The sequence below is a fragment of the Novipirellula rosea genome (genome assembly GCF_039541335.1).
In the GTDB taxonomy this organism is placed as follows: domain Bacteria; phylum Planctomycetota; class Planctomycetia; order Pirellulales; family Pirellulaceae; genus Novipirellula; species Novipirellula rosea.
The window spans coordinates 57,124-78,743 of the sequence record NZ_BAABGA010000008.1 but is presented as its reverse complement, the minus strand read 5'-3'; the positions used below and the strand labels follow the sequence as shown (position 1 = coordinate 78,743).

Genomic DNA, 21,620 nt, shown 5'->3' with positions numbered 1-21,620 from the left:
CTATCGGCGTCTCGCGCCGAAGATCGCTCAATCGGTCTCGAAAATGACACAGACGACGTTACCATTGCTCGGCCTCACCGCAGCGTGCCGCTGTACCGTCGGTTTCGGACGCGGACTTTGGCGTACACAGCGCGCATCCGAATACAGGCGGCGATGAAACATCGAAATCCGCATCGGTGTCGGTCTGGTTATCTAGAACTCTGCATAACCGCTCTTGCAGCAATTCGCCTCCGACACTGCGGCCTTCATGCCCGCGAGAAATCGTGATACCGCCTGAAAAGGTTCGCTTGCCCTGGGGGGCGAACAACATCACCGTGCCGCTGGTCGTCACACCAAATCGGTCGGTTTCGATGCCGTCGACATCCACGTACAAGTCCGCATTCGGAAGCTGCCCAGCACGCTTATTCAGTGGGCTGTCAGTCCATCGAGTACCCGCGTTGCGAGGCACACTTGCCACCACCAAGGTTCTCGGGGGGGCGTTGGTATGTGCGGTTGTCGACTCCAGAATCTTCTCGAGTTCAACCAAGGTTGCCCTGGAACAAGGACACTGTGGGTGCAAAAAGAGCAGCAAGGTGGATCGGTCTGACGCGAACGGAAGTGACGAATCCGAAGGCCACGTCGACGCCGAATGAGCTAGATTGCTGTCGTCGACTTCAAATCCGTACGCCGTGATCCAGTAGCCGAAGCTCAGCACAGCGACCAACCACAAACACGTTAAGGTAACCCATCGAGATCCGAGAGCCGCTTTGCGTGATGGGGGCACTGTCGATAGGGTCACTGGCAATGGAGCAATCGCGGATTGGCAATCGCTTGGCGTTTGGATCATCGTCGGCCCCGACAACAGTGTTTCGCGAGTGGGCGGCGTTACACTGAAGGGTTCCGCCCTGGAACACTAGGACGTGAATGCGGAAGATGGAAGTAAAAAACGGCTTAGAAGTAGCAGAATCTGCCGTCTTAGCTTCCGGGAAGGGCCGAGAACGCTTCAAACCGAGTTCCCGCGTGCATGGTCGGGATTCGAAAAAGTTTTGGAAGGGCAGGACGTAGACGCAGTGTGGATTCCCAGCGACGGAACCAAGCGGCGACGCAGGATTACTGCCTTGGCGGTCGATCCACGCACTGCGGAATGTGATCTAGATTAGCCACTCACTCGCTGGCGTGATGCGACATCGGGACCCTGGCAAATACGTTCAAATCTGCCGTGCGTTTCCCCCAGTTTGATGGTGTTACGAAACGCGTCCCAATGATGCAGGGCCGCCTCCTCGCAAACCACAACGGTTTGGTTACGGTCAAATCCATTCAAATTGACCTGTGATGCTCCGGCACCGATCGCGTTGACGATCACCCACGGCTGAGATTCCGGTGACGAATAGACAGGAGCTAGCCCTAGTGACGGCAACATTTCTGCGAAGAAATCAAAACCGTGCGTCAGCACCCGCATGTAACCGACCCGCTTTGTTTCGCGAGTGCCCCGCGGCGAATGCTCTGAAAGAGACGCGATCCGCCCAAGCTCTCGACGCGTCGCGTCGATCACCGATGTTATCGAATGAAAATTCAAGCGTTGGATCGACTCGCTCGATGGAAACTCGACCACGTCCCAGGGTTCCCAGTCGCCTGCGGCGATCCAGCCGACCAAGACGGCAAGCCTGATGCTCTCAACTTGGTCGCGACGTTTGGGCTCCAGTTTGGCGATCTGAGCGTAGGAGCTTTCCAATTCACTCAGGGGCCAAGAAATCTCCGAGGGGATATTCCAGCGGCCTAGCAATTGAGACATCGTCTTGGATTGTGTGATGCCGAAGATACGTCGCTCAATTTCGCTTAGCGATCCTTCGGTCTGCTTCGCCACGGCAGTCATGATCTCGTATTCTTCGGGGAATTCGCTACACAAACCGACGCGTCCCTGCAAATGCATCACCGCACCAAGAACCAGGCCTGCGGTTTCACTTCGCTCACGCTGGTCTCCCAGGATTTGAGCCGCGATGCTCGCTGCGGTGCTGCGTCGCCAAAGCATTTCGGCGTCTAGCCCCGAGAAACGACGCTCTTTCAGAGTATTGCAGGCGCTTGCACCCAACGCCAACTCTCCGATCCTGCGGCGACCAATTCGATTGACGATCAAGACAAGATCACTAATCCGTTGACCGCTTGGGTTGTAATGACTGCTGTTGCCGAGCCGCAAAATCTCTGCCGCCAAAAACGGTTCCCTCTCGATGCGAGCGACGATCTCGCGCGTCTCCACCTCGTTATCAAGCGTTAGTTGGTAGATCTCGATCGATGTAGGGGACATCGGCAACGCGGCAAATACGTCATCGAGCTTATCGTTTATTGAAATGCTATCGGGCAGCTCGAGTGCATCCGTGGACGACGCTGCCGTTGGCTGATCCCGTGCCTTCTCGTCCGCTGCCGGCCCGTGCGACTTCCCTGACAGCTCGGACTGTGACTTTGCTTTGGCGACCGCAATACGGCGCCGTGACACCAACATTTTCATTTTCGCGGCAAACGCTTTGTAATCCGTCGGCTTGAAAACAATGTCGTCCACTCCGCGCAGCATCAAATCTTTGACGATCCGAGGTTCCACGACCGACGTGTGGACCGCGATCACCGGAGGATGCTCAAGTTCTAGCAATTGCACTACCAATGCATGGCCATGCATATTTGGCATTCGGATATCCGTAACGACCAGGTCGAACGCTTTGCTCTCAAGCATTGCCAAGGCCTGCGCCCCATCGCCTGCTCCGAGACAACGAAATCCTTCCGATGCAAGTGCAAATTCCAGCATCTGCCGCGGAATCTCTTCGTCGTCGACGACCATCGCCAGAAATTCAGGTTGCTCCATGATTGACTCTCCTTTGCAATGGGTCTCAAACGACCCAGGGCTGCATCTTATTTCTTGTCACTGGCAAAACATTCGCCCGCACTGCTCTCGGCTGATTTGCTTGACCTTTGCGAGACGCCGGCGTTGCACTGAAATCGGTTGTCGATAACTCGAAATCAGATGCAAGAACGCGTCTTCGCGCGACGCACATGACCTTATAGATAACAAGCATTTGCAGCGAACAAAAGCCTTGACACTGTTCTAGCGTCTGAATCTAGCTGATTTGTCCGAAAAAACATGCTCATAGAATAAATGGCTGCAAATTGAGGCGGCTTACAAACATGCCTGAAAACAAAAGGATTCGCGTGTGATTACATCAAGAAGATCGAGTCGAAATAGGCTGCGGTAGTAACTCTCTTCTGCAATCGGAAACTGAAGAGGCGTTGGAATTTCGCCAATCAGCCGTTTCATCTCCTCGCGGCGTCTCAAGAGTGCAAAACGCGATCTGCGGCTCGAACGATCCGCATGTCGCGATCGAAACGCTGTTCGCCAGCCGACGCGAATTGACGAGCCCGAGCCCAACAAAACGCTGCGTCCCCTGACGGTCAGTTACAGGCAAAAAAATGGATGACAAAAAGATGAAGGCAATCAACACTGCGTCTTTTCAATCTTTCTGGTTTACAACAGCGTTGTCCAAACAAGTGCGAGATCGCCTTCACTCGGCCGGCGTACCCAAAAGGCACCGACTTAAGAGATTGAGGACCCTCAGCGATACTTCCGCCGTGGTTTGACTTGGCGGTGAAATCAACTCGCCGCTAACGAGTCAAAAATTCGAGCTCGCATCCGACAGCGTCTTATCGAGCGTTCGGCCGAACCGAGCGAATTCGCGGACGCTTTGAAGGTATCGGACAAGTTCGACGTGCCCAGGCCAAACATGAGATACTGCAAGCACGTTCGATTTGGGATCGTAATGCAATTCCGCATAACCGCCGGCAACGTCCCAGTTGTCAGTATCAACGGATTCGCGGATTGCAGCTATCACGAGTTTCGCGTCTTGTTCCGATTTGACGATGTCCGAAATGTCGTAGTCGCGTGAATAGATTGCTGTCGCGGAGATACTTGTCGGTACAATGGGGCCGATCTCACGCCCGCGATTGACACCCATCCGGTAGGAAGCAAAGCAGGCAGCAGCGATCAACATCGCAAGCATCGCAGTGCGGATGCTGAAGCGTGCCCAACGCGGTATAGGCAAATGCGATTTCGTGGACGGGGCTGAGTTCATTTCAATCGGATAACGTTGGGATTCATGGGGTGGCAACCGTTGATCATCCACTTCAAAACACCCGGTCTGGTCCTGCGGTTGCATCAATTCGTTCAAGTGAGCCAGGTTTGCGGCGACAGGATGCGAGTTGCTTCGGGGTAATTCTCGCACACGCTTTGCGTGAGAAAGCGACCGGTCTTCACAAGTATAGCGGGGTGTGTTGCACAGCATGAGCACCCAAAACCGCTTCACTCGGGTGTCCGCCAGTCTTCGGCCATCGCAAACAGAGATGACCACTCTGCACCGGCTTCCTCGCTCTTGGGGCTCTTCTCGTCGCGTGTTCGCACAAGTCTATTCGCACAATGTTTTTGAGATGGGGAAATGAATTTGAGTAGCATCATGGCGGATATCATCGAGCAAGCAAAATTTCGCGGGTCGCAGTGACGGTGAACCGAACTACTAGCTGCCGTAATGCGGCGGCCACGGTTTGTCGACATTGTACGCGTCTCGTTGCTCGGGATCGGCCATCAGCGGATCGTTGGTCAGGATGATTGCTTTGATCGCTCCTGATAGAGCAAGCTCAATTTGCATTTCGTATCCTGGGAACTCATAGAAGGCAATGGATTCATTGTCATCAGTATCGATCCAATACCAATCGCCGAAAACGCTGGGCAGGTCGTTGCGAGTCATGTGGTGTAGATCCAACGGATTGCGTTTCCACGAGAGTGTCCCACGATAGGGCTGAAACTCGTCGTCCTCGTCCGCTAGAACAATCGCAAACCCTTGAAACGTCCCGTCTTTCCCAGGGTCTACACGAACGCCCAAGTCAAAGTAACACAGACTGCCTAACTGCGAACCGTCGTTTCGGCCTAACGACGACAGATGCTCGAATCGCGATCCGAGCGCCACGCCATTCAGCGAGGGCTCATCCAATGTAGCAGTAAGGATCAAATCGGGTGATCGACGCCAATCATTTGTCGGATTACCGCGTCGGAATAGAAAGTCAAGCATGGGGTAGGCACAGAACGTTACACATCACCGAGCCGGGGCCGTTGATGTTCAAATTGTAAAAACTCGCAAGCCCGGCTTAGGGCGAGTAGGACGGTAGTTCTCGGATGCTAGGATACGCTTTGCGTGCACCGTCTGCCAACAATTTCTGCTTCGGGAATCACAAGTTTTGATCCCTGGCAATGGCTCTCAGTCCAATGGATCATCGAGTCGTCTGAGGACCGCTGCTGGCATGGTGACGAGATGCCGTGAATGCATACTGAAATTCGGAGGATATCGCCTGGGTAGCGGCGGCAGCATGCAAACCCACGCGTAAGTTTTGAAGCTGTGCTGTTATCGTTTTTCCAGGCAAATCACAACCCGAAGCGTCAGCGAGGGACCGCGTCAAAATCGAGATCACGGTAGCGGCGACAGCAATCGCTGCCAATATTAGGTGACGGTCATGAACTGGCTAACTTTCTATCAGTGATAACCGCACGCTTCCGGAACCCGGTTCTCCGAACACGCCGGCAAAGCAAATTTGGTAGGGAAATGGAGGAAGGAAGATAGGGCATGTGAATCGCATCTTTCCAATCTTTCTGTCGCATCAATTTTTCTGTCTTACGACTGCGACAAGACTTTACGAATGCGCTCCCAGCTCCCAAGTCCTCACACCCAACTCCTCACACCCAACTCCTCACTCCCAACTCGCTCACTCGCTCGCTCGTTTGCAACTCATTTCCAGGCCGCAACTTACACGCCATGGTTATTGCTTTGTTTTCGCCGCTTTGCCTCTGTGATTTCCTCGGCAAGCTGGAACTGTCGCAGAAACCACCATCCAATGCCGAGTATGCACATTATCACGAATACGATCACAAATACGGCTGGTTCCATCAGTCCTGCAAGGATGACACCCGCAACTGGCCAAAATACCCGCGGCGCAACTCCGAGAATAGGCAAGGATGTGTCGACACCGAACCACCGCAAACCTGAGTAGATGGACGCAAGAAACATTGGCAAAAAGAGAATCGGTGTGGCGTAACTCCAGCCGAAGTATTCCCAACGCGTTGTGAGTCCAACTGTGGATAGGGTAAGTGTCGTCGCAGAAGCCAATAGTAAAAACGTCGACTCGCGATCTTGGTTTTCCATCAGGCAATTCTCTCGTTTTCGTTCATTTGAAGTTACCGCTCAGACAATGTTGATGTGCGTGTTGACCAAAGTACCACCACTGGCGTGACAGCACATGCCAAGCCGAGAAACCAGCCGATCCCAGGCGAGGCACGTCCCGAACCGAGGGCAATCACAAGCGGTAACACAGTCAGAGCAAGTGCGCTGATCGCGATAAACCAAAGCAACATGCGTGGAAATGCAATCGCATCGAATTTTCCAGCGATTTGGAATAGGCAACCGGCGATAGCAATGCTAATGACCAGCCAAATCGGGAATGTAGCCAAAAGCGTAACGCGGCCGTTCAATCCAGTAACATCAAAACTTGTGTTTGTGACGCGTGGGATGATCAGGTTCGCAAAGTCGGCGTCGGGCGTGATGAGTTGCCCGCCAAAGTTCGGCGTGATCCGAATGTTTGCGTTGCGGATGGTCATCCAGGTCGAAGGCAGTGACAGAAGTCCCGCAACAATAGCGGCGGCGAGTAGTCCGTTTTGCGTTGCAGGCTTCACTGTGATCTGTGGGATGGATTTCAGTCGGGTATCGACCCGATACTCCGACTGCAAACGATCAGTCTTCGATTCACAAGCTGCGTGCGACCCGTGTGCCGATTCATCGCTTTGACGCCCGCCGTTTGCCGTATCAATTTTGTGCTGAATCGCGGAAATACAATTTGCTGCGTAGGTAGCGTGTTCCGGCCAACGGTCGACAACGTCTTGGTATGCGACGATCGCATCTTGCCAGTCACCGATTTCATCAAGCCTTGCAGCGTTTTCAAACGCAGCCTCTTCGGAAAGTTCTGGCGATGGCGTTTCGACGTGATCGTCAACGTCGAAGTCGTCGGGCCAGTCGATGTTGCCGACATCCATGAAGGCATTACATTTCGGACAGTTTTGTGTCGTGCCGTCTTGAGCAGCGGGGAATTCGCTCGTCTCGCCACAATCTTCGCATTCCGACGCAATGGGCGGAATATTGTCCAGTTCGCTGCGGCGTCGATCACGTTCATCCTCGAACTGTCGGAGAAGTTCGCCAGCGGATGCGAGGTCCGATTTGTCAACAAATACTTGCGGTTTGTGAAATTGGCTGCTCGTGCCGAAAGCAAACAGACTAACGCCGGAGTTATCTTCAACGGCGTAAGCGCGAATGCCATTGGATTCAAGCCAGGTGACCACCGAATGTGCTTCAATGTTGCCGTTGGCAGTGTACGCTATCGTTGGCGCCGTCAGCGAATCGCGGTCATCTTCGATCGGAGGCTGGGCTCCAGGATCGTTGGGCGGCGTAGTGGGCGGTTCGTATGGATTACGTGGCATCGTTGTGTATTCTTCGATCGGCTATCTAGAAAGTAATTGCAACAATGAGATTTTGTTTCGGGACAGTTTTAAGGTTAACAAATGGGCAACGCTTATGTTGGCTGCGGACCGCGTTGCTAAATGGATTCGATGTTCCAGTCGAAGTCACGTGTACGCTGTGCGCTGCGGAGCGGGCCGGCCAGAAGCGAACCACGCAACAACATTGTCATCAAAAAAGAACGATGCACCATCATCTCGCACTACCGTGTAACTTCGCGTTGTTTTTCCGAACGCTTTTTTTGTGACGACGCCAGCTGCGCCGTGCAGCGGAGGTATGACCTCGGTGTATAGATGTTCATTTACGCATTGGATACTGTCCCACGGGAAAGCCAACTGACTGCGGCCACGGTGAACGACGAAACCGCGTTCATGAATGATCACAGTCAAACGCGATAGGCTTCGAACGAACCATGCCATCCCCGTTGCTGCAACGAGAAACAGACTGCCCAGAATATAGCGTTTCGTCGGATCGAAATCCTGACTCGCGGTGTAGAGAAAGTAGCCAGCCCCACAACAAAACAGAAAAATGATCGCGTAACCCGCAATGAGGTTTTCCTTTTTGGGACGCAACGATTTCTTGACGGTCCCGAGTGAATCCGCCTTCGTGGAAAGTGAGTTCATTTATCGAGTTTGCAAATTGATGAGTTTGAGCGATAGTCTATCAGCCGCCGGCTTGCCATCAGCGGGCACAGAGTGACGAGATTTCTATTTAGAATACCACGTAAGCCGCACGCCGGTGCACGGGAGCGTTACTCGCGATTCTTGACGTAGACTTGAGCATCACCCTGATATCCAAGCCCAGGTACTGTGGTGCCGTTTGTAAGCGTTTCCGCCCCATGTTCGTGCTCGAACGCGGAACCAAAGTCAACCCGAGCAAACGATTTTGGATCGTCCCAGATTCTGACGGATGGTTTTCGATTCTATCCCGACAGGGATTAAAGACATTAGCCGTAGGTAAGCGAAGCGACACCTGCGGAATCGAGAATACGAAAACGTTTCCGACCCCGGAGGGTTCGCAGCCCGGTTGTCAGTGACCCCGTCAGGTTCAATTGCATGATTGATTCATGTTGACCGATGGCATCCGCTAACGGCGAGAAGCCCAAGTAGAAACAAAGCTCGAGTCACGACACGCCCATGTTGAGTAACGGTTTGCCAGCACTGGGAACAGAGCGACGACACTTCCATTTGTAAAACCACCCAAGGCGTGCTCCGTGTGAATGGCTTGGTTTTCGGCTGAGAGGACATTGGCGTGCGATCGAACGATCCGCATTAGAAGATAGCGTCAGGTGAAACCTCCGGCATCAAATCAGCGACGAGTTTCTTGATTTCGGCGTTCATTACGCGTTGTAGTTTCCAGCGGCGAACTAAACCTGCGGCGTTCCATTCGTCGGCATACTTCGCCTCGACAGTTCGCCGAGCTTCAGCCTCAACACCAGAGACAAGGTTCGAGTATCCATTTACAACGATTCCGGATCTGTATCCAGTCTTATTGCGAGATGTTGTAACTACAGGCCAGCTGTTGAGCTTCATTGCATTCGGTCTCCCGTAAAGTTGAATTACAGTCGAATAACGGTCACGATCACGCGGTCGCCGCGAGTGATCAATCATTGTTGATAACGTGACTCACGTGCATTGTTGTGTTTATCGGGTCCAACGTGCGATTGATCGCACACGGTCTTGTTTGTCGAAACCAACGGCCATGAAACCCTTGACATCATACTGCCAGACACGTCCTGTGGAAAAGTAACCCTCATCCTTGGCGGTTCCGAGTAATGCATCGACTTCCCAAGCCTGAGCACCGACCCAAATACCCCCCACCAAATCCGGAAATGGAGCAAAATAGATGACGGATATTACTTTTTCGTTCTTGAATCCGATCCGCATTCCGCGCTCAGGCCAATAGTACTGCGACTTTCCCTGCACCTTAGGATCAGGATCGTTGGTTACACCGTATACTCTCTTCACTTTGGCCAGCGAAGTTCCTCGCCGAATCACTCCGCCATCTCGGCGTTTTCGCTTCGTGGATACTTTTGTCTTCTTGAACGGGATTCTATTTGGTGCGACGTAGTCAGTTCGATCGCGGTCGTTGACCTGACGACCGTTGCGAAGATCCATTGCCGCATCGTTCTCGTGAAGCCTTAGATACGCTCGCGCTTCAGAATTTCCTTGTTCGTAGACTTGCTTCCAGGTCGATCGAAAGAAGGAGCGGATATCAGTGAGAAGGTGAGATGGGAAGGTGTCTTCCGGGTCACTAGGAATTTGCCAATGAGCGGTTGGTATTCTGAAATTCCAGTCAATGTCGCGGCGATCGGCTTGTACGAGGAAGTTAATGGCGTCGTGGTCCGGTGGCCAGAACATCTCGATGTCAATCGCAGTTGGTTTCGACATCTTGATGACCTTCCGAAACGCAACAGAGAGTCGGCGCCCGGCCTTGCGTTCAAGTTGTTCACGTCGTTCCAAGCTCATCGTGGTCTTTGTCCGATAACGGCACGCGTCACGGGGGACGCGAGGAAAAGTTTATAACGAACCATTCGCTCAATTCGCGTGCTCCGCTGCACGCGAGGGTTGCCCGTCGCTGTGATTTTACGGGTCATTGGATGGGCCGTCATGCGGTTCAATGCGAACCACAATGGGGCCAATATTCATCGTGTCGACGGGCGCGATCTCGGTTGGCATTGTCGGCATTGGCCGAAGTGCAGTATATCGCGACCAATCTTGCGTGTCGAAGTCTTGCTCGGCGTAGGTCTCGACATCGTGCTCAAGATGTACAGCGATAAATGCTTCGATCAATGCCGCCAATTCCGACGGTGAATATTTCCCGTGGGAAAAACCAATCCGTTTTTCGTCAGCGGCGTATTTGATTGCGCCCAGGTGCAGCGTCAATTGGCAATCGTGGCAAACGAGATGTGCGGAGGTCATGCCGTCACGATAATTTCAGTCGAGGAAAGGTAGACGTTTGCGAGCGGCAGCAGTGGGCGTGCAAGCAGACGAAAACGGCGACTACCGCCGTTGAGCCGCCTATCAAGGGCACAGGTGCTGCTGAGCAAAGTAAGTGAATTGTGCCAACATGTGTGACGTAGCGGTCGATTACCCACAACAACACGAGGCATACCGCGACTGGAAGCAAGCCCAGCACGAGCATGAGCAAATATCGCGGCCCCTTCATCTTGTCATTGTCAATTTTCGCCGCAGATTCGTACGGGTTGCTCAATGGACGGTTTTCAAAGTTTCAGCCGCAGGAATGTGAGGACCATCGATCGGGGAGCGGTCGCGGATCACGGCGTTCCGGCGGATGATGATGTGATGCCTTCGTTACTAACTACCGGATCTGCCGTGCATCCGATGCTTCCTCGACAACGTTTGCCAAGAGACGCTGACCGTCTCGCTGGAAAGCGATAGGCCAAGTTTGCCGCGTTACGTCCGAGAGATCAAAAAGGTTTATACTACGGTTCGTCGCACGCACACAGCAATGACATCGCTAGTTTGATGAAATTTTGGACTTCCGGCTGCTCAGACAAACACAGATGAACGTGGATGGACACAGATTATCGCACGACACATCTGTGTTGATCTGCGTGAATCTGCGGTTCCGTTTGACTTGCCGACCGCTTGACCTCGCTTTGTTTTTATCCGCTGATTCTAAACTCAAGCATTTTGTCGGGTAGCGTCCCCAATCACCTAGTCAGCACGAGAGATCTTCCATTGTCAATCCGTCCGAGTCGTCGACGCGGGGGCATCCGACTGCACACCGCCCATGCCGAGCGCGAAAGTCCAGTTCGCCATCGACTCGCCGGTGTGACCGACCGCAACCGTCGTGTATGCCCGTATGTGCCCAAATAGGTCGCGATACAGCGGTGGAAAATCAATCAAAATTAGATCGCGGTCACCAAGCGGCAGTCCGCCAGCTTTCCTGCTGGCATACTTCATTTGCCACGCCCGTCCAATCCGCAAATTGTAGCGAATCGAGAGCGGCAAGCAGCAATCGACCGCGATCAAATAAGGCATTTGGATAGCCGTGCGGATGAAACTCGATCTCAAAGGTCGGCTAGTCGTGCTTAGAACTGGACGAACCTGTTTCCGATTTGCGAAAGCAGAAAAACAATCCGAGCAAGCCGATGACCGCACCGCAGGCGGAGAGGAAAAGCCCCGTGTCCGAATGATCATGATACGCGCCAGCTATCAGTAGAGCGGTAGAGCAAACGACAAGCGTTGGACCAGCGAATGGGTTCATGGCAGAAACGGCGATTTCAGATAGGGTTGAATCGAGCAGTCGCGGTCCTGCACTAATGATCACGAAATTTATTGAGCCTGATTTTAGTGGGATAACGTTGGTGGTCACTCGGTCCCAGCAGACGAGCCACCATCAGGCGAAGTATTTTCGTGTACTCGGGTGCACAACTTGGTTCTGGCTGTTTTAGTGCGGGTGTCGACCCGACCCTCATAACAAGTGCACACAATAGAAGAATACCACAGTTCGTGTGGCAGCGCAATATTTGTCTGCGTTCGGCGGAGCATGGGCGGTTCGCCGCAAGAAAAAATGAATGAACAGGAGGAAACGGAGAGAACAGAGGAGAATTGACCATCGACTCCGTTTACTCAGCGACGTGCAGTTTAACCTGACCGCGCTGATCGTCTTGGAGGCAAAAAGATGTTTGGCAAAAAAATGAAGATTAGATCCGGGGCGATCGCAACGCTGGGCTCTTTCGACACGTTACAAATCTTTTGCCCCACATGTTTTTGCCGGCAATGTAGTGCGGGAGGTGTCTCGACGGCGTGACGTCCGATTCACAACGCCTGCATGTGCGACCGAGCGTGACTGCGACCCGTCGTTAACGTAAATCGCATCCGCATCGCCCTTGAATCTCGCGATCGGATACTGTCCGCCAACCGCACCGTGATACGAAAATCGAAGGTCCTTGTTTTGTTCCGGTTGAAGATGAAACAAGAAACGTAGTTTGTATTCGGCGTCCGTTTCCCATCGATCGCCAAGTCCCCTGATAATCAATTACAGGCAAAAACATGATTGACAAAATGATGAAGACCGAACAATCGAGGACTCGCTTCTCTGTCTTTCCAATTTTTCTGTCGCACCAATCTTTCTGTCTACCACTTGGCTCCATCGGCGAAAGCGTCGCATCGTTGGCTGTCGACTGCCGGAATCGCTTTCTGGTCTCCTGCCATCCATTCGCGGCGGGTCACTGACCAGAAATAGTCAAAAAATGGAAGTTTACAAAATAGGAGGTGACGGCGTGTTGCACCTGAAGCCGAGAAACGATCCATGTTTGATAACTGGCAACAAAATATGCAGCATGACGCCAGTACCGACCATCGCTGAGCCAGCACGAATGGCACTGTACGATCAGGCTGTAAAAAGAAACAGCAGTACAGACGAATGGTGGACAGCCGAATGAAGCTGGACAGAGACCAAACGTCACATGCTGCAAGCGGCGGCTAACGACGACACTAACGAGCCGAAGCAGCGATTGCCAATGATCAACGCACGGTCCAACCGACGATGCGAATTGACGACCGCGCGCCCAATCGATCGCCACGTCTCCTGATGATCAATTACAGGCAAAAACATGATTGACAAAAAGATGAAGACCGAACAATCGAGGACTCGTTTCTCTGTCTTTCCAATTTCTCTGTCGCACCAATCTTTCTGTCTACCACTTACTTCGAGCGGCGAAAGCGTCATTCTGTAATGAACAGCGTCACATCGTTGGCTGTCGATTGCCGGAATCGCTTTCTGGTCTCCTGCCATCCATTCGCGGCGGGTCACTGACCAGAAATGGTCAGAAAATGAAAGTTGACAATATAGGAGGTGACGGGTGGTGCACCGGAGTCCCGGCAACGATCTGTTGTTGATGACTGGCAAGGATTTATCTCGCCTGATGGGAACACTGACCAGCACTAATGGTAAACGAATGATGCTCTACGATCAGGCTGTAAAAAGAAACAGCAGGACAGACGAATGGTGGACAGCCGAATGAAGCTGGACAGAGACCAGACGTAACATGCAGCAAACGCCGGCTAACGACGACACTAACGAGCCGAAGCAGCGATTGCCAATGATCAACGCACGGTCCAACCGACGATGCGAATTGACGACCGCGTGCCCAATCGATCGCCACGTCCCCTGATGATCAATTTCAGGCAAAAACATGATTGACAAAAAGGTGAAGATCGACCAATCGAGGACTCGTTTCTCTGTCTTTCCAATTTCTCTGTCGCACCAATCTTTCTGTCTACCACTTACTTCGATCGGCGAAAGCGTCAGTCTGCAACGAACTGCGTCGCATCGTTGGCTGTCGACTGCCGGAATCGTTTCCTGGCCTCCTGCCATCCATTCGCGGCGGGTCACTGACCAGGAATGGTCAGAAAATGAAAGTTGACAAACTAGGAGGTGACGGCGTGATACACCTGAAGCCGAGCAACGATCCCTGTTTGATGACTGGCAAGGATTTATCTCGCCTGACGGGAACACTGATCAGCACTAATGGTAAACGAATGATGCTGTGTGATCAGGCGGTAAAAAGAAACAGCAGGACAGACGAATGGTGGACAGCCGAATGAAGCTGGACAGAGACCAAACGTAACATGCAGCAAACGCCGGCGAGCACTCCTCACTCCTCACTCCTCACTCCTCACTCCTCACTCCTTGTCTCCTTGTCTCCTTGTCTCCTTGTCTCCTTGTCTCCCTGTCTCCCTGTCTCCCTGTCTCCCTGTCTCCCTGTCTCCCTGTCTCCCTGCCTGTTCTTTAAGTTTGCTTCGTCACACTTCTCAGGCTCGTTGCACAGCCAAAACAGTTTTCTTGAACGTCATTCCGAATGGTTTTTCGAAACAATTCGATTTCCAATGAAATCGCGGAATTTGACGGGGCTGCCGTCCGCGTCCCCGACCAATAAGTAAAAAAGCATTCCACAGTCCGAAATATCGGCGACCTGTCCACGGTGTGCCTTTAATCTCGAGTACATCCATCGTACGTCGGGTTCGGGATGGTCACGCATCCAGTGCCAAACAGCAAAGTTTTTACCTGAATGCCACAAATGGTTTGGATCTTCTTTATCGTTCTGGTCCTTGATCTTCGTGTACTTTATCCGGCCCCCGCTGAGTTGTTGTACATCATTCCATGTGTGATGACTCTTACGGCGACAATCATTCTCGTTAAATGCACTATGCGATACTAGATAGACGTGTGCCAGCGAATCCACCTTTTCATTCCGGACAACCTCTTTGACCGCGAGGTAGAGAAACTCGGATAATCCCGCATGGATGAAGTACAGCGGATCGCGATCCGTCGACATTGCCATCTCAGCCGCCAAGTTTTCGACCGCTTGTCGCTGCTCAATGGTAACGTCGAAGAATACGTCGCGGTCGAAACCCCAGTACTTAATCACACCATCGGCACTGATCTTCAGTTGATTCTCGGCGTCAGGTCCAGGCGGCGAATCAATGAAGTTATTGTACGAGCAGTGAACCAACTGTTTCTGCAATCCCAGCTTGGCGATGATCGCACAGGATGCAGGCAGCGCTCCCCAATCGTCGGGATCTCCCGTCGGCCATTTGTAATCGTGGTCAGGGGCGCTGTTGCCGTCAAAACTCATCGCAATTCGGTTGCGACTGTATCCCAAGGACTGCGCTTCACAACATGCAATCGGAATCGATACCACGAACAACATCGTGAGTAGGGTGATCTTCGTCATACAGAGTTCCATGTCAGCAGGATTCATTGAAACGGATCGGGCTGGAGTCTGCTGCCAACCCATGACTGAAACAGTATAGCGAGGCAGCAATTGCGAGTCTCGAAATCAATGGAAGCAATTCACGGAATCTTCAAGTCGAAACGTCGACGATGCTCTTTAGCGTCTCTACGAAGCCGAACGCATCGATCCAGTGACAGGTCTCGTTTCGCAACAAACACGACGATTTCGATATGCGAATAAGTTCAAGGCGAGATTCTTTAGCGATTGCGGTTCCGTATGAATACCACCTGCTCAACAAAGGTGGCGAGACTCAGAAACACGTCGATGATTATGCTCCACATAGCGTCTCTTTCAGTTCACTTGGATAACAGCGGATCGATCATCGGCCTGCGAACGCACCAGGCGACATGCCACGGATCGTACGAATGAACAAGAATCGGGTAACGGCACGCCATTCGTGGCCGAGCCTTCGACCACGCAACCATTGAGTGTGGTTTGGCGGCAAATGAGAAATTGCCCAATCCTCGGTCACCGCCGGACGGTCTATTTTCAAAACGTGCTTTGGTAGAGACGGACCGGTGACCATCACGGATCGTCTGACCTAAGCATATCGAGTGCGTTAACGGGCAAGTCATGACACTACGGGGGTTCGGTGGTGTTACAGCAGTTTCACGACTCGGTCGGAAATCGATGCTCGCAGCGTGGGCAAATCTTTGATTCGCGGGAAATGATGCGGCCACACTCGGGACAGGCGTGCAAGTCGTCATGTGTAGACGCCGTTTCTCGAAGTGGAAATGCGTCTTCGTTCATCAGGAGGTATGCGAAAAACATCGAAATTAGGGAGAGGGTACAGTATTTCCATCCGAGTTTTCCGACCTTGTGGAAACGAGTACTATTCAGAATGACATCGGCGAACGGACCGAGCGGTTCCCGTGCGCTGGTGAAATACAAGTGCCAATACGAGTAGAAGTTGTAAATTGAGAAGACCCCGCATGCCGCAGTCGCGATGAGGAAAACGCTTCCAATGTAATAGAGTATTTGCTGGCGAGAGAATGAGAGCATCGGTGGTGCCGGTTGAGTGGTGACGTGTCCGACGAACGGTGCCCATGATGAGTGACCGGAAATACGATTTTCATTAGTAGAATCGCGCAGTCTGCAATCCGTGCTCCGTGTCCCTCGTATGGACGTGATCTCTTGGGGGGCAAGTCCCTTGTAAAATAGTTCCGGTTTCTTTCAAGGAGGTCAATATATCAAATGAAGTGCGACTGCGCCGGAGGTAACGATCCGTGGGGAGGAAGCCCGCGGATGTGTCCGCAAATCTGGCTAACCGTCGAGAACCGCTCGGGTCGGGCAATAACGGAATCGGACAAGCTCGGACGCAAAACCGACGCCAGAGGCAGCCACGCCAAGACCCACGTTTGTTACGTACAGAAACCACATAGAGGCCGACGTCTACAGGCCCGTCGCGGAACCATGTTGCGTGTAGTCCCATTCAGCGTCGGCACCATCGCAGATTGACAATGGCATCAGCAGGAAGGGCAGCCAGAGACCCAGTAAGCGAATACGTTTCGGCATCGTTAATGTTCCCGTATTGGATTCGAGACTTCAGAGCATCGCGACTAAAATCACCAGGTTGTCGCCAGCGACGTGGATTTCAAAATCGGCCCCGTTGGCAACCCCAGTGCATGGGGCTGTCATGTTTTTTTTTGCGATCGGCTTTAGGTGATGACGATTGATTTCGCACTTCGATTACTTGTTCGGTCCATTGGCGTGTCGCAAGGACGAAACGTTGCCTCGCTCCGCCGACCGTCTTATCGCACTACGGATTACCCACAACAAGGCCGGCATCGCAGCAGCGGTAAGCCAGAAAGTGACCTTGTTGTCACCAGTGATCTGTTCGGCACGCCATAGATCTCCAGAATCCGGCTTGCTTGGATCGCTGGGTTCACCGAAGCGGTCCGTCGCATAACCAAGGTTGAGCTCGTAATCGATTGACGCAATCCGGGCGGTACGTGTTACAAGCCAATAGCCGGTCACGATTAGAACAACAGTGGCCAAAATTGTCACAGATGTCTTAACTGTATGTCTCATCTAACTGGCAGAATGAAGATGGTGAGGAGCATGTCAGCCGAACGATGGGGTTCCGCGAGTCGACACGGGAGTCGTTGGGGTGGCCAATTGCTCAAGCTGCCGACTTCGTTGCAAGCGATGGTTCCCCAGTTCAGTGTAGTGGGTGTGCCGTTAACCACGACGGTTGACGTTGATCCAATCATTGCGAGAGCAACGACCGTCGGCAAATTCGTTTGTAGCCGCAAAACAAAGACGAAATTTGTTGGCAGAATGATGTGGAGCAAAATGATAAATCACCACGCGCCAATTATTCTGCCACCTAATCATTCTGCCAGTTTACAAACCAGGTAAAAATTTGCGACAGCGATTTGAGCGTTGCCTCAATGACGCTTTTCTCAACAAGGAACGCTTGACTCAACAAGGAACGCTGGAAATCGAACGCAGGTTCGATCACGCATGATGACCGTCTGAAACGCCGCCAGGACTGCCATCATGTCATCATCGCCATTCGGATAATGCCCACCGTCACCGGGGACGGCGGGTTGATTTGCCATTTGTAAAAACGCGGTACCGTACTCCGGTGGAAGTTGTGGGGACCCGTCCCTGCGATTTGAGCAAGGATTAGGCAATCAGTCGATTAAAAAACGAGCGTTTGGGACGCCAGCAATCCAATCGTTCAGAAACATGTCCGCCGAGTACTGCAGGACCAGCCGCGCGCGGTACCTCCACCACCGCTTCAGCCTTATAGATGCCGCGTTCCCTGCCTCGACGTATGACTTGAAGTTGACGGAGGGTCAGTGAATTAGAGCCATTTGCGTCGTCAATTTCGGCGGTCGTGAAGTATCGGGTTAAAACACGGTAGTTGTGGAGAAGTGCTGGATATCGTTCGTAAATTCGCCCCCAATTGTCACGAGTGCCGGATGAAGGAAAGTGCTCTTCGTGAGATAATTCGATTCCCTGATGCAACCGCTCGATGGCAACGTCACGTTTTGCTTGTAGTGGCGTGGTGTCTGCGGTAGCGCAAAAGTCCAGCATTCGCAGGATAGCCTCACCAATCGATGTGGAATCGTCGCGTGGCACGATCGCCCCGTCGCCGAACCCGACGATCCCGTTGCGATAATCTACGTACGGAAGCATTACGACGACGTCATCGCGAAGGTGGTGATAGATGTCAACACGGTTGCGTTTGCGGTCGGTCATAGCAATACATTCGGATAACGGTGGTGTTCGCACGGATCGCGTGGATGATTCTCTAGCGACCGAGTAACCCCGATCGCGATCTCGCGCGCCACACATGGTTGTTGCACTGCGCTTGCGCGGCAGACGACTCGCCAACTGAATCGATTCCGTGTTACTTCAAGATACCGACTGAAGTAAGGCGTCGCAACAATCGAGAAAAGCATTGCGTTTGTTGATCGCGCGACCATAAAAGTCCTCCGTGAGAGCATTCGATTCGTATGGTTGCACAAATTGCGATTCATATCATCGCCAAATAGGGTCCGACTATCTCAGTCGGATAACGGCGGCCACAAACGAGCGGCGACAAACGATTCACCACTTCAAAAACGCCGACTTCGCCACGCTGGTTCATGGCTTGGTTACGCCATCCCGATTGTCATTGTTATCCGCCATTCTAAGTCAGGGGATTTCGCTGACGGTGATGAGAACCCCAGTCAATTTTCCAGCACCGACGGTCGACAACAGGCGTGTTTTGCCAAGACCGAAGATTTGCGTTGATTGCATGGTGTTCGTGAGTACATCAGAAGGAGAATCATCAGTACCGTCGCCATCGAGCCGGCTTGTTGAATAGTCGATATCCGCGATTGCACCTTTGGCATGTTGCTTGATCTGTATACGCAGGATCGTGCCAATTTCAATGTCTTTAGTTTGACGGTTCGTGACACCGCCTCGGGTCATGGTGCCGGTGGTTAACGCGACACGCCGCCCGACTTGGACCATGCTTTCGGTCTCGGACATCGCAGTCAGTCGTATCGTCTCGACAGGCTTAGTGCCCGATTTGAGGATAGCGTCAACAACCTCGCCCTCGCCAAGCCCGGTTGGAATCGACTGTTCGAGCTTGTATTCGGACAGCTCGACAAGATATTGCGTCGTGTTCGGTTGGAGATCGCCGCCGGAATCTTCGGCATGCGTTTGCCCGCCGAAAGGAAGGTTGACGGTTAGCACAACGACCAGAGAAAGTAGCTTAGGATGCAGGTTCATTTAAGGGGCCTTAGTCGGATAACGCTTGAGGTAACGGGGGGCGAGTCGAGGTATTCATCCCAGTCGGTGTCAATGACGAAGTAATCCACTGATGTCCTCTGCGACGAACGACGGCGTTCACCCGGCCGCCGCGAGTGACTTTGAGATCAGGAAACGCGCGATCGGCGGCTCGGCGTGTAACGCCTGGTTATTTGGCCTCTGGTGCTTCAGCTGGCGTAAGCTGCATTGCATCAGCGATCTTGTAGAAGCTCTTTGAACTCCGGCAGCGGGGCATGGCGTAAAAGCCATCATCGAGTTCCGCCACCACAACTCGAGACTGATACTCGCGACCATCCCAACCCTCCCCTACTACCTCGACACATACAAAACGCTTGCCGTAATAGGTGCTCGCCAATTCGAAATGAAGAGCCTTAACCTGTGGATCCGCATCAACAAATGCGGCACTGGCAATCACGCGAAGGGGCTTCTTCCGGTTGATCATTCGTGATTTCCCCGTCTCAGGATCGCGCGGTTGATCACGAAGTTCGTAGTATGTGAATTGTTCGCCACCGTGACTGAACCGTGTTGCACGAAGCGACTCGGCATATCTATTCAACACGTCAACCTCGTTATTGCAAACACCCAGGAGCACATGCTTCCCAAAGTCTCTCGGCGACGCCGTGGCAACCCCGAGGATCATCGCTTTAGCGGCTGCTTCAGGATTGGGGGCGCCTTCAGGCCTGAACTCAAACGGAGCCAGCACCTGACCTTCGGGCGAGTTTGTTGTATGGCAGGCGAAAGCAATGGCACCCGCAAGACCGATTACACTGACGACGCAGGCAACTGTGACAAGGCGGCATTTCATTTTGGTGATCTCCATCGAACGAATTGCCAAATAACGTCCGGTGTACCACATGGTTCACGCGGACGGGCCACGACGACAGTTTGAGCCATCGCCGCTGATGGCCAATGTACTCGATCGGAATGGCCAAGGGAAATTCGGTCTCCCCATCTGCGGTCGACGCGTCAGCCGTCGGTTTGTCTTCATCATACTCGTGCTCCGCGATGAGCGAGACTGGGATCCTGCACAGATGACTGCGGTGACAAAATCTTACGGTGGAAAACTGCCAATCGACTAAGCGGAACTTGCGGCGATGCCCAAGAAGGAATGCCGCCGTTCCGTCACCATGTACGCCCAACATGGGCGTGATGGTCGACGCTCAGTTGCAGCCGGCGATCGAAGGGACGATGCAAGGCGAACCGCTGTCGCCACTGTTGGCGAACATCTTGTTAGACGATTTCGGCAAGGAGTTGGAATCTCGCGGGCTTCGCTTTGTACGCTACGCGGACGACATTCTGGTATTTACCAAGACTAGGAAAGCGGCCGAGCGCGTGTTCGATTCAGCAGGTCGTTACTTGACACGGAAGCTGAAGCTGGCGGTCAACCAGCAGAAGAGTTACATCTGCAGCTCGCACGGAGTTGAGTTTCTCGGCTTCGAATTCCGCGGCTTCGGAGGCAGCATTCGCGCGTGCTACTGGAAGCAGTGGCGTAAACCGAAGACCCGCATGCTAGGTGTTGTGGGAGGGGCCCGCAGTAATGCGGCCCCTATCCCGATCCCGTTGTGATCCCGCGTTTGTTGCCAGCGCACGATACCAACACTTACACCTAGCGTTCGTTGACAATCATCTCAGACCGCGTGGTCTCATGAAGCTTCTTGAACAAGCTGACATTGTAGTTCACATAATGTCGAACCGTTCTTCCAGACGCCGTAGATGGTATTGGATCTGTGGTGAACTGAACCTCAATTGGATGCTGCAGCCGAAAGTGATCTTCCAAAGTTGGTGTTTTGACCGTCAGTCTAAATCCAAACGCGTGCGTCGGTATTGGTGAACCCCCGTCTTGGATTTGCGAGTTGAATCGGCTCAGTGTGTCTTTGAGATATTGGTCCCCACCTATCACCCTGGCGTCATTGATCAAGTCGCATAGTGCAGCCGCGTTCCGCGATGGTGTTGTCACTAGAGCACTAGCAAAGGCTGCCACGCCAACAACCGCAAGTAGAGTGCGAACTCTGAAT

19 protein-coding genes are annotated in these 21,620 nt (G+C 52.8%); 2 read left to right on the top strand and 17 right to left on the bottom strand.

Translation table 11 applies throughout. The features are described from left to right. Nucleotides 1-58: 58 nt before the first annotated feature. From ABD971_RS02770 to ABD971_RS02720, 11 genes are all read right to left on the bottom strand, one after another. Nucleotides 59-826, bottom strand: coding sequence for a hypothetical protein (locus tag ABD971_RS02770; RefSeq protein ID WP_345319191.1), 768 nt, complete (start codon nucleotides 824-826; stop codon nucleotides 59-61). Nucleotides 827-1,135: 309 nt separating this feature from the next. Continuing rightward, the gene (locus ABD971_RS02765; protein WP_345319189.1) at nucleotides 1,136-2,830 is read right to left on the bottom strand and encodes an HDOD domain-containing protein; all 1,695 of its coding nucleotides are present in this window, start codon (nucleotides 2,828-2,830) and stop codon (nucleotides 1,136-1,138) included. Between the two features lie 802 nt (nucleotides 2,831-3,632). After that, a complete protein-coding gene (locus ABD971_RS02760; RefSeq protein WP_345319187.1) occupies nucleotides 3,633-4,241 on the bottom strand; it encodes a hypothetical protein in 609 nt (202 codons plus the stop codon). A 288-nt stretch (nucleotides 4,242-4,529) separates the two neighbouring features. Then, nucleotides 4,530-5,081 carry a hypothetical protein gene (locus tag ABD971_RS02755; RefSeq protein ID WP_345319185.1) on the bottom strand — a complete coding sequence of 184 codons (552 nt, stop codon included), beginning with the start codon at nucleotides 5,079-5,081 and terminating at the stop codon, nucleotides 4,530-4,532. 729 nt (nucleotides 5,082-5,810) lie between these two features. Continuing rightward, nucleotides 5,811-6,206: a hypothetical protein gene (locus tag ABD971_RS02750; RefSeq protein WP_345319183.1), complete on the bottom strand. Its 396-nt coding sequence runs from the start codon at nucleotides 6,204-6,206 to the stop codon at nucleotides 5,811-5,813. Nucleotides 6,207-6,238: 32 nt separating this feature from the next. Beyond that, a complete protein-coding gene (locus ABD971_RS02745) occupies nucleotides 6,239-7,531 on the bottom strand; it encodes a putative signal transducing protein (protein WP_345319181.1) in 1,293 nt (430 codons plus the stop codon). 144 nt (nucleotides 7,532-7,675) lie between these two features. Continuing rightward, nucleotides 7,676-8,191, bottom strand: coding sequence for a hypothetical protein (locus ABD971_RS02740; protein ID WP_345319179.1), 516 nt, complete (start codon nucleotides 8,189-8,191; stop codon nucleotides 7,676-7,678). A gap of 648 nt (nucleotides 8,192-8,839) precedes the next feature. Beyond that, a complete protein-coding gene (locus ABD971_RS02735; RefSeq protein WP_339944709.1) occupies nucleotides 8,840-9,100 on the bottom strand; it encodes a hypothetical protein in 261 nt (86 codons plus the stop codon). 111 nt (nucleotides 9,101-9,211) lie between these two features. Beyond that, nucleotides 9,212-10,030, bottom strand: a complete 819-nt coding sequence (locus ABD971_RS02730) for a hypothetical protein (RefSeq protein ID WP_345319175.1) — start codon at nucleotides 10,028-10,030, stop codon at nucleotides 9,212-9,214. A 123-nt stretch (nucleotides 10,031-10,153) separates the two neighbouring features. Further along, nucleotides 10,154-10,489: a hypothetical protein gene (locus ABD971_RS02725; protein ID WP_345319173.1), complete on the bottom strand. Its 336-nt coding sequence runs from the start codon at nucleotides 10,487-10,489 to the stop codon at nucleotides 10,154-10,156. Between the two features lie 786 nt (nucleotides 10,490-11,275). Then, a complete protein-coding gene (locus tag ABD971_RS02720) occupies nucleotides 11,276-11,575 on the bottom strand; it encodes a hypothetical protein (RefSeq protein WP_345319171.1) in 300 nt (99 codons plus the stop codon). Between the two features lie 2,379 nt (nucleotides 11,576-13,954). Here ABD971_RS02720 and ABD971_RS02715 point away from each other — a divergent pair. After that, complete coding sequence (locus ABD971_RS02715) at nucleotides 13,955-14,146, top strand: hypothetical protein (protein ID WP_345319169.1); 192 nt, start codon at nucleotides 13,955-13,957, stop codon at nucleotides 14,144-14,146. A gap of 245 nt (nucleotides 14,147-14,391) precedes the next feature. Here the strand turns inward: ABD971_RS02715 and ABD971_RS02710 are convergent, their stop codons facing one another. From ABD971_RS02710 to ABD971_RS02685, 6 genes are all read right to left on the bottom strand, one after another. Beyond that, complete coding sequence (locus ABD971_RS02710; protein ID WP_345319167.1) at nucleotides 14,392-15,276, bottom strand: hypothetical protein; 885 nt, start codon at nucleotides 15,274-15,276, stop codon at nucleotides 14,392-14,394. Between the two features lie 1,749 nt (nucleotides 15,277-17,025). Next, the gene (locus ABD971_RS02705; protein ID WP_345319165.1) at nucleotides 17,026-17,343 is read right to left on the bottom strand and encodes a hypothetical protein; all 318 of its coding nucleotides are present in this window, start codon (nucleotides 17,341-17,343) and stop codon (nucleotides 17,026-17,028) included. Nucleotides 17,344-17,741: 398 nt separating this feature from the next. Next, a complete protein-coding gene (locus ABD971_RS02700) occupies nucleotides 17,742-17,900 on the bottom strand; it encodes a hypothetical protein (RefSeq protein WP_345319163.1) in 159 nt (52 codons plus the stop codon). Between the two features lie 67 nt (nucleotides 17,901-17,967). Then, the gene (locus ABD971_RS02695; RefSeq protein ID WP_345319161.1) at nucleotides 17,968-18,546 is read right to left on the bottom strand and encodes a hypothetical protein; all 579 of its coding nucleotides are present in this window, start codon (nucleotides 18,544-18,546) and stop codon (nucleotides 17,968-17,970) included. A 438-nt stretch (nucleotides 18,547-18,984) separates the two neighbouring features. Beyond that, nucleotides 18,985-19,566: a hypothetical protein gene (locus ABD971_RS02690; RefSeq protein ID WP_345319159.1), complete on the bottom strand. Its 582-nt coding sequence runs from the start codon at nucleotides 19,564-19,566 to the stop codon at nucleotides 18,985-18,987. A gap of 187 nt (nucleotides 19,567-19,753) precedes the next feature. Beyond that, nucleotides 19,754-20,425: a hypothetical protein gene (locus ABD971_RS02685; RefSeq protein WP_345319157.1), complete on the bottom strand. Its 672-nt coding sequence runs from the start codon at nucleotides 20,423-20,425 to the stop codon at nucleotides 19,754-19,756. 320 nt (nucleotides 20,426-20,745) lie between these two features. Here ABD971_RS02685 and ABD971_RS02680 point away from each other — a divergent pair, with 320 nt between their 5' ends. Next, nucleotides 20,746-21,171, top strand: coding sequence for a reverse transcriptase domain-containing protein (locus ABD971_RS02680; protein WP_345319155.1), 426 nt, complete (start codon nucleotides 20,746-20,748; stop codon nucleotides 21,169-21,171). Nucleotides 21,172-21,620: the final 449 nt, after the last annotated feature.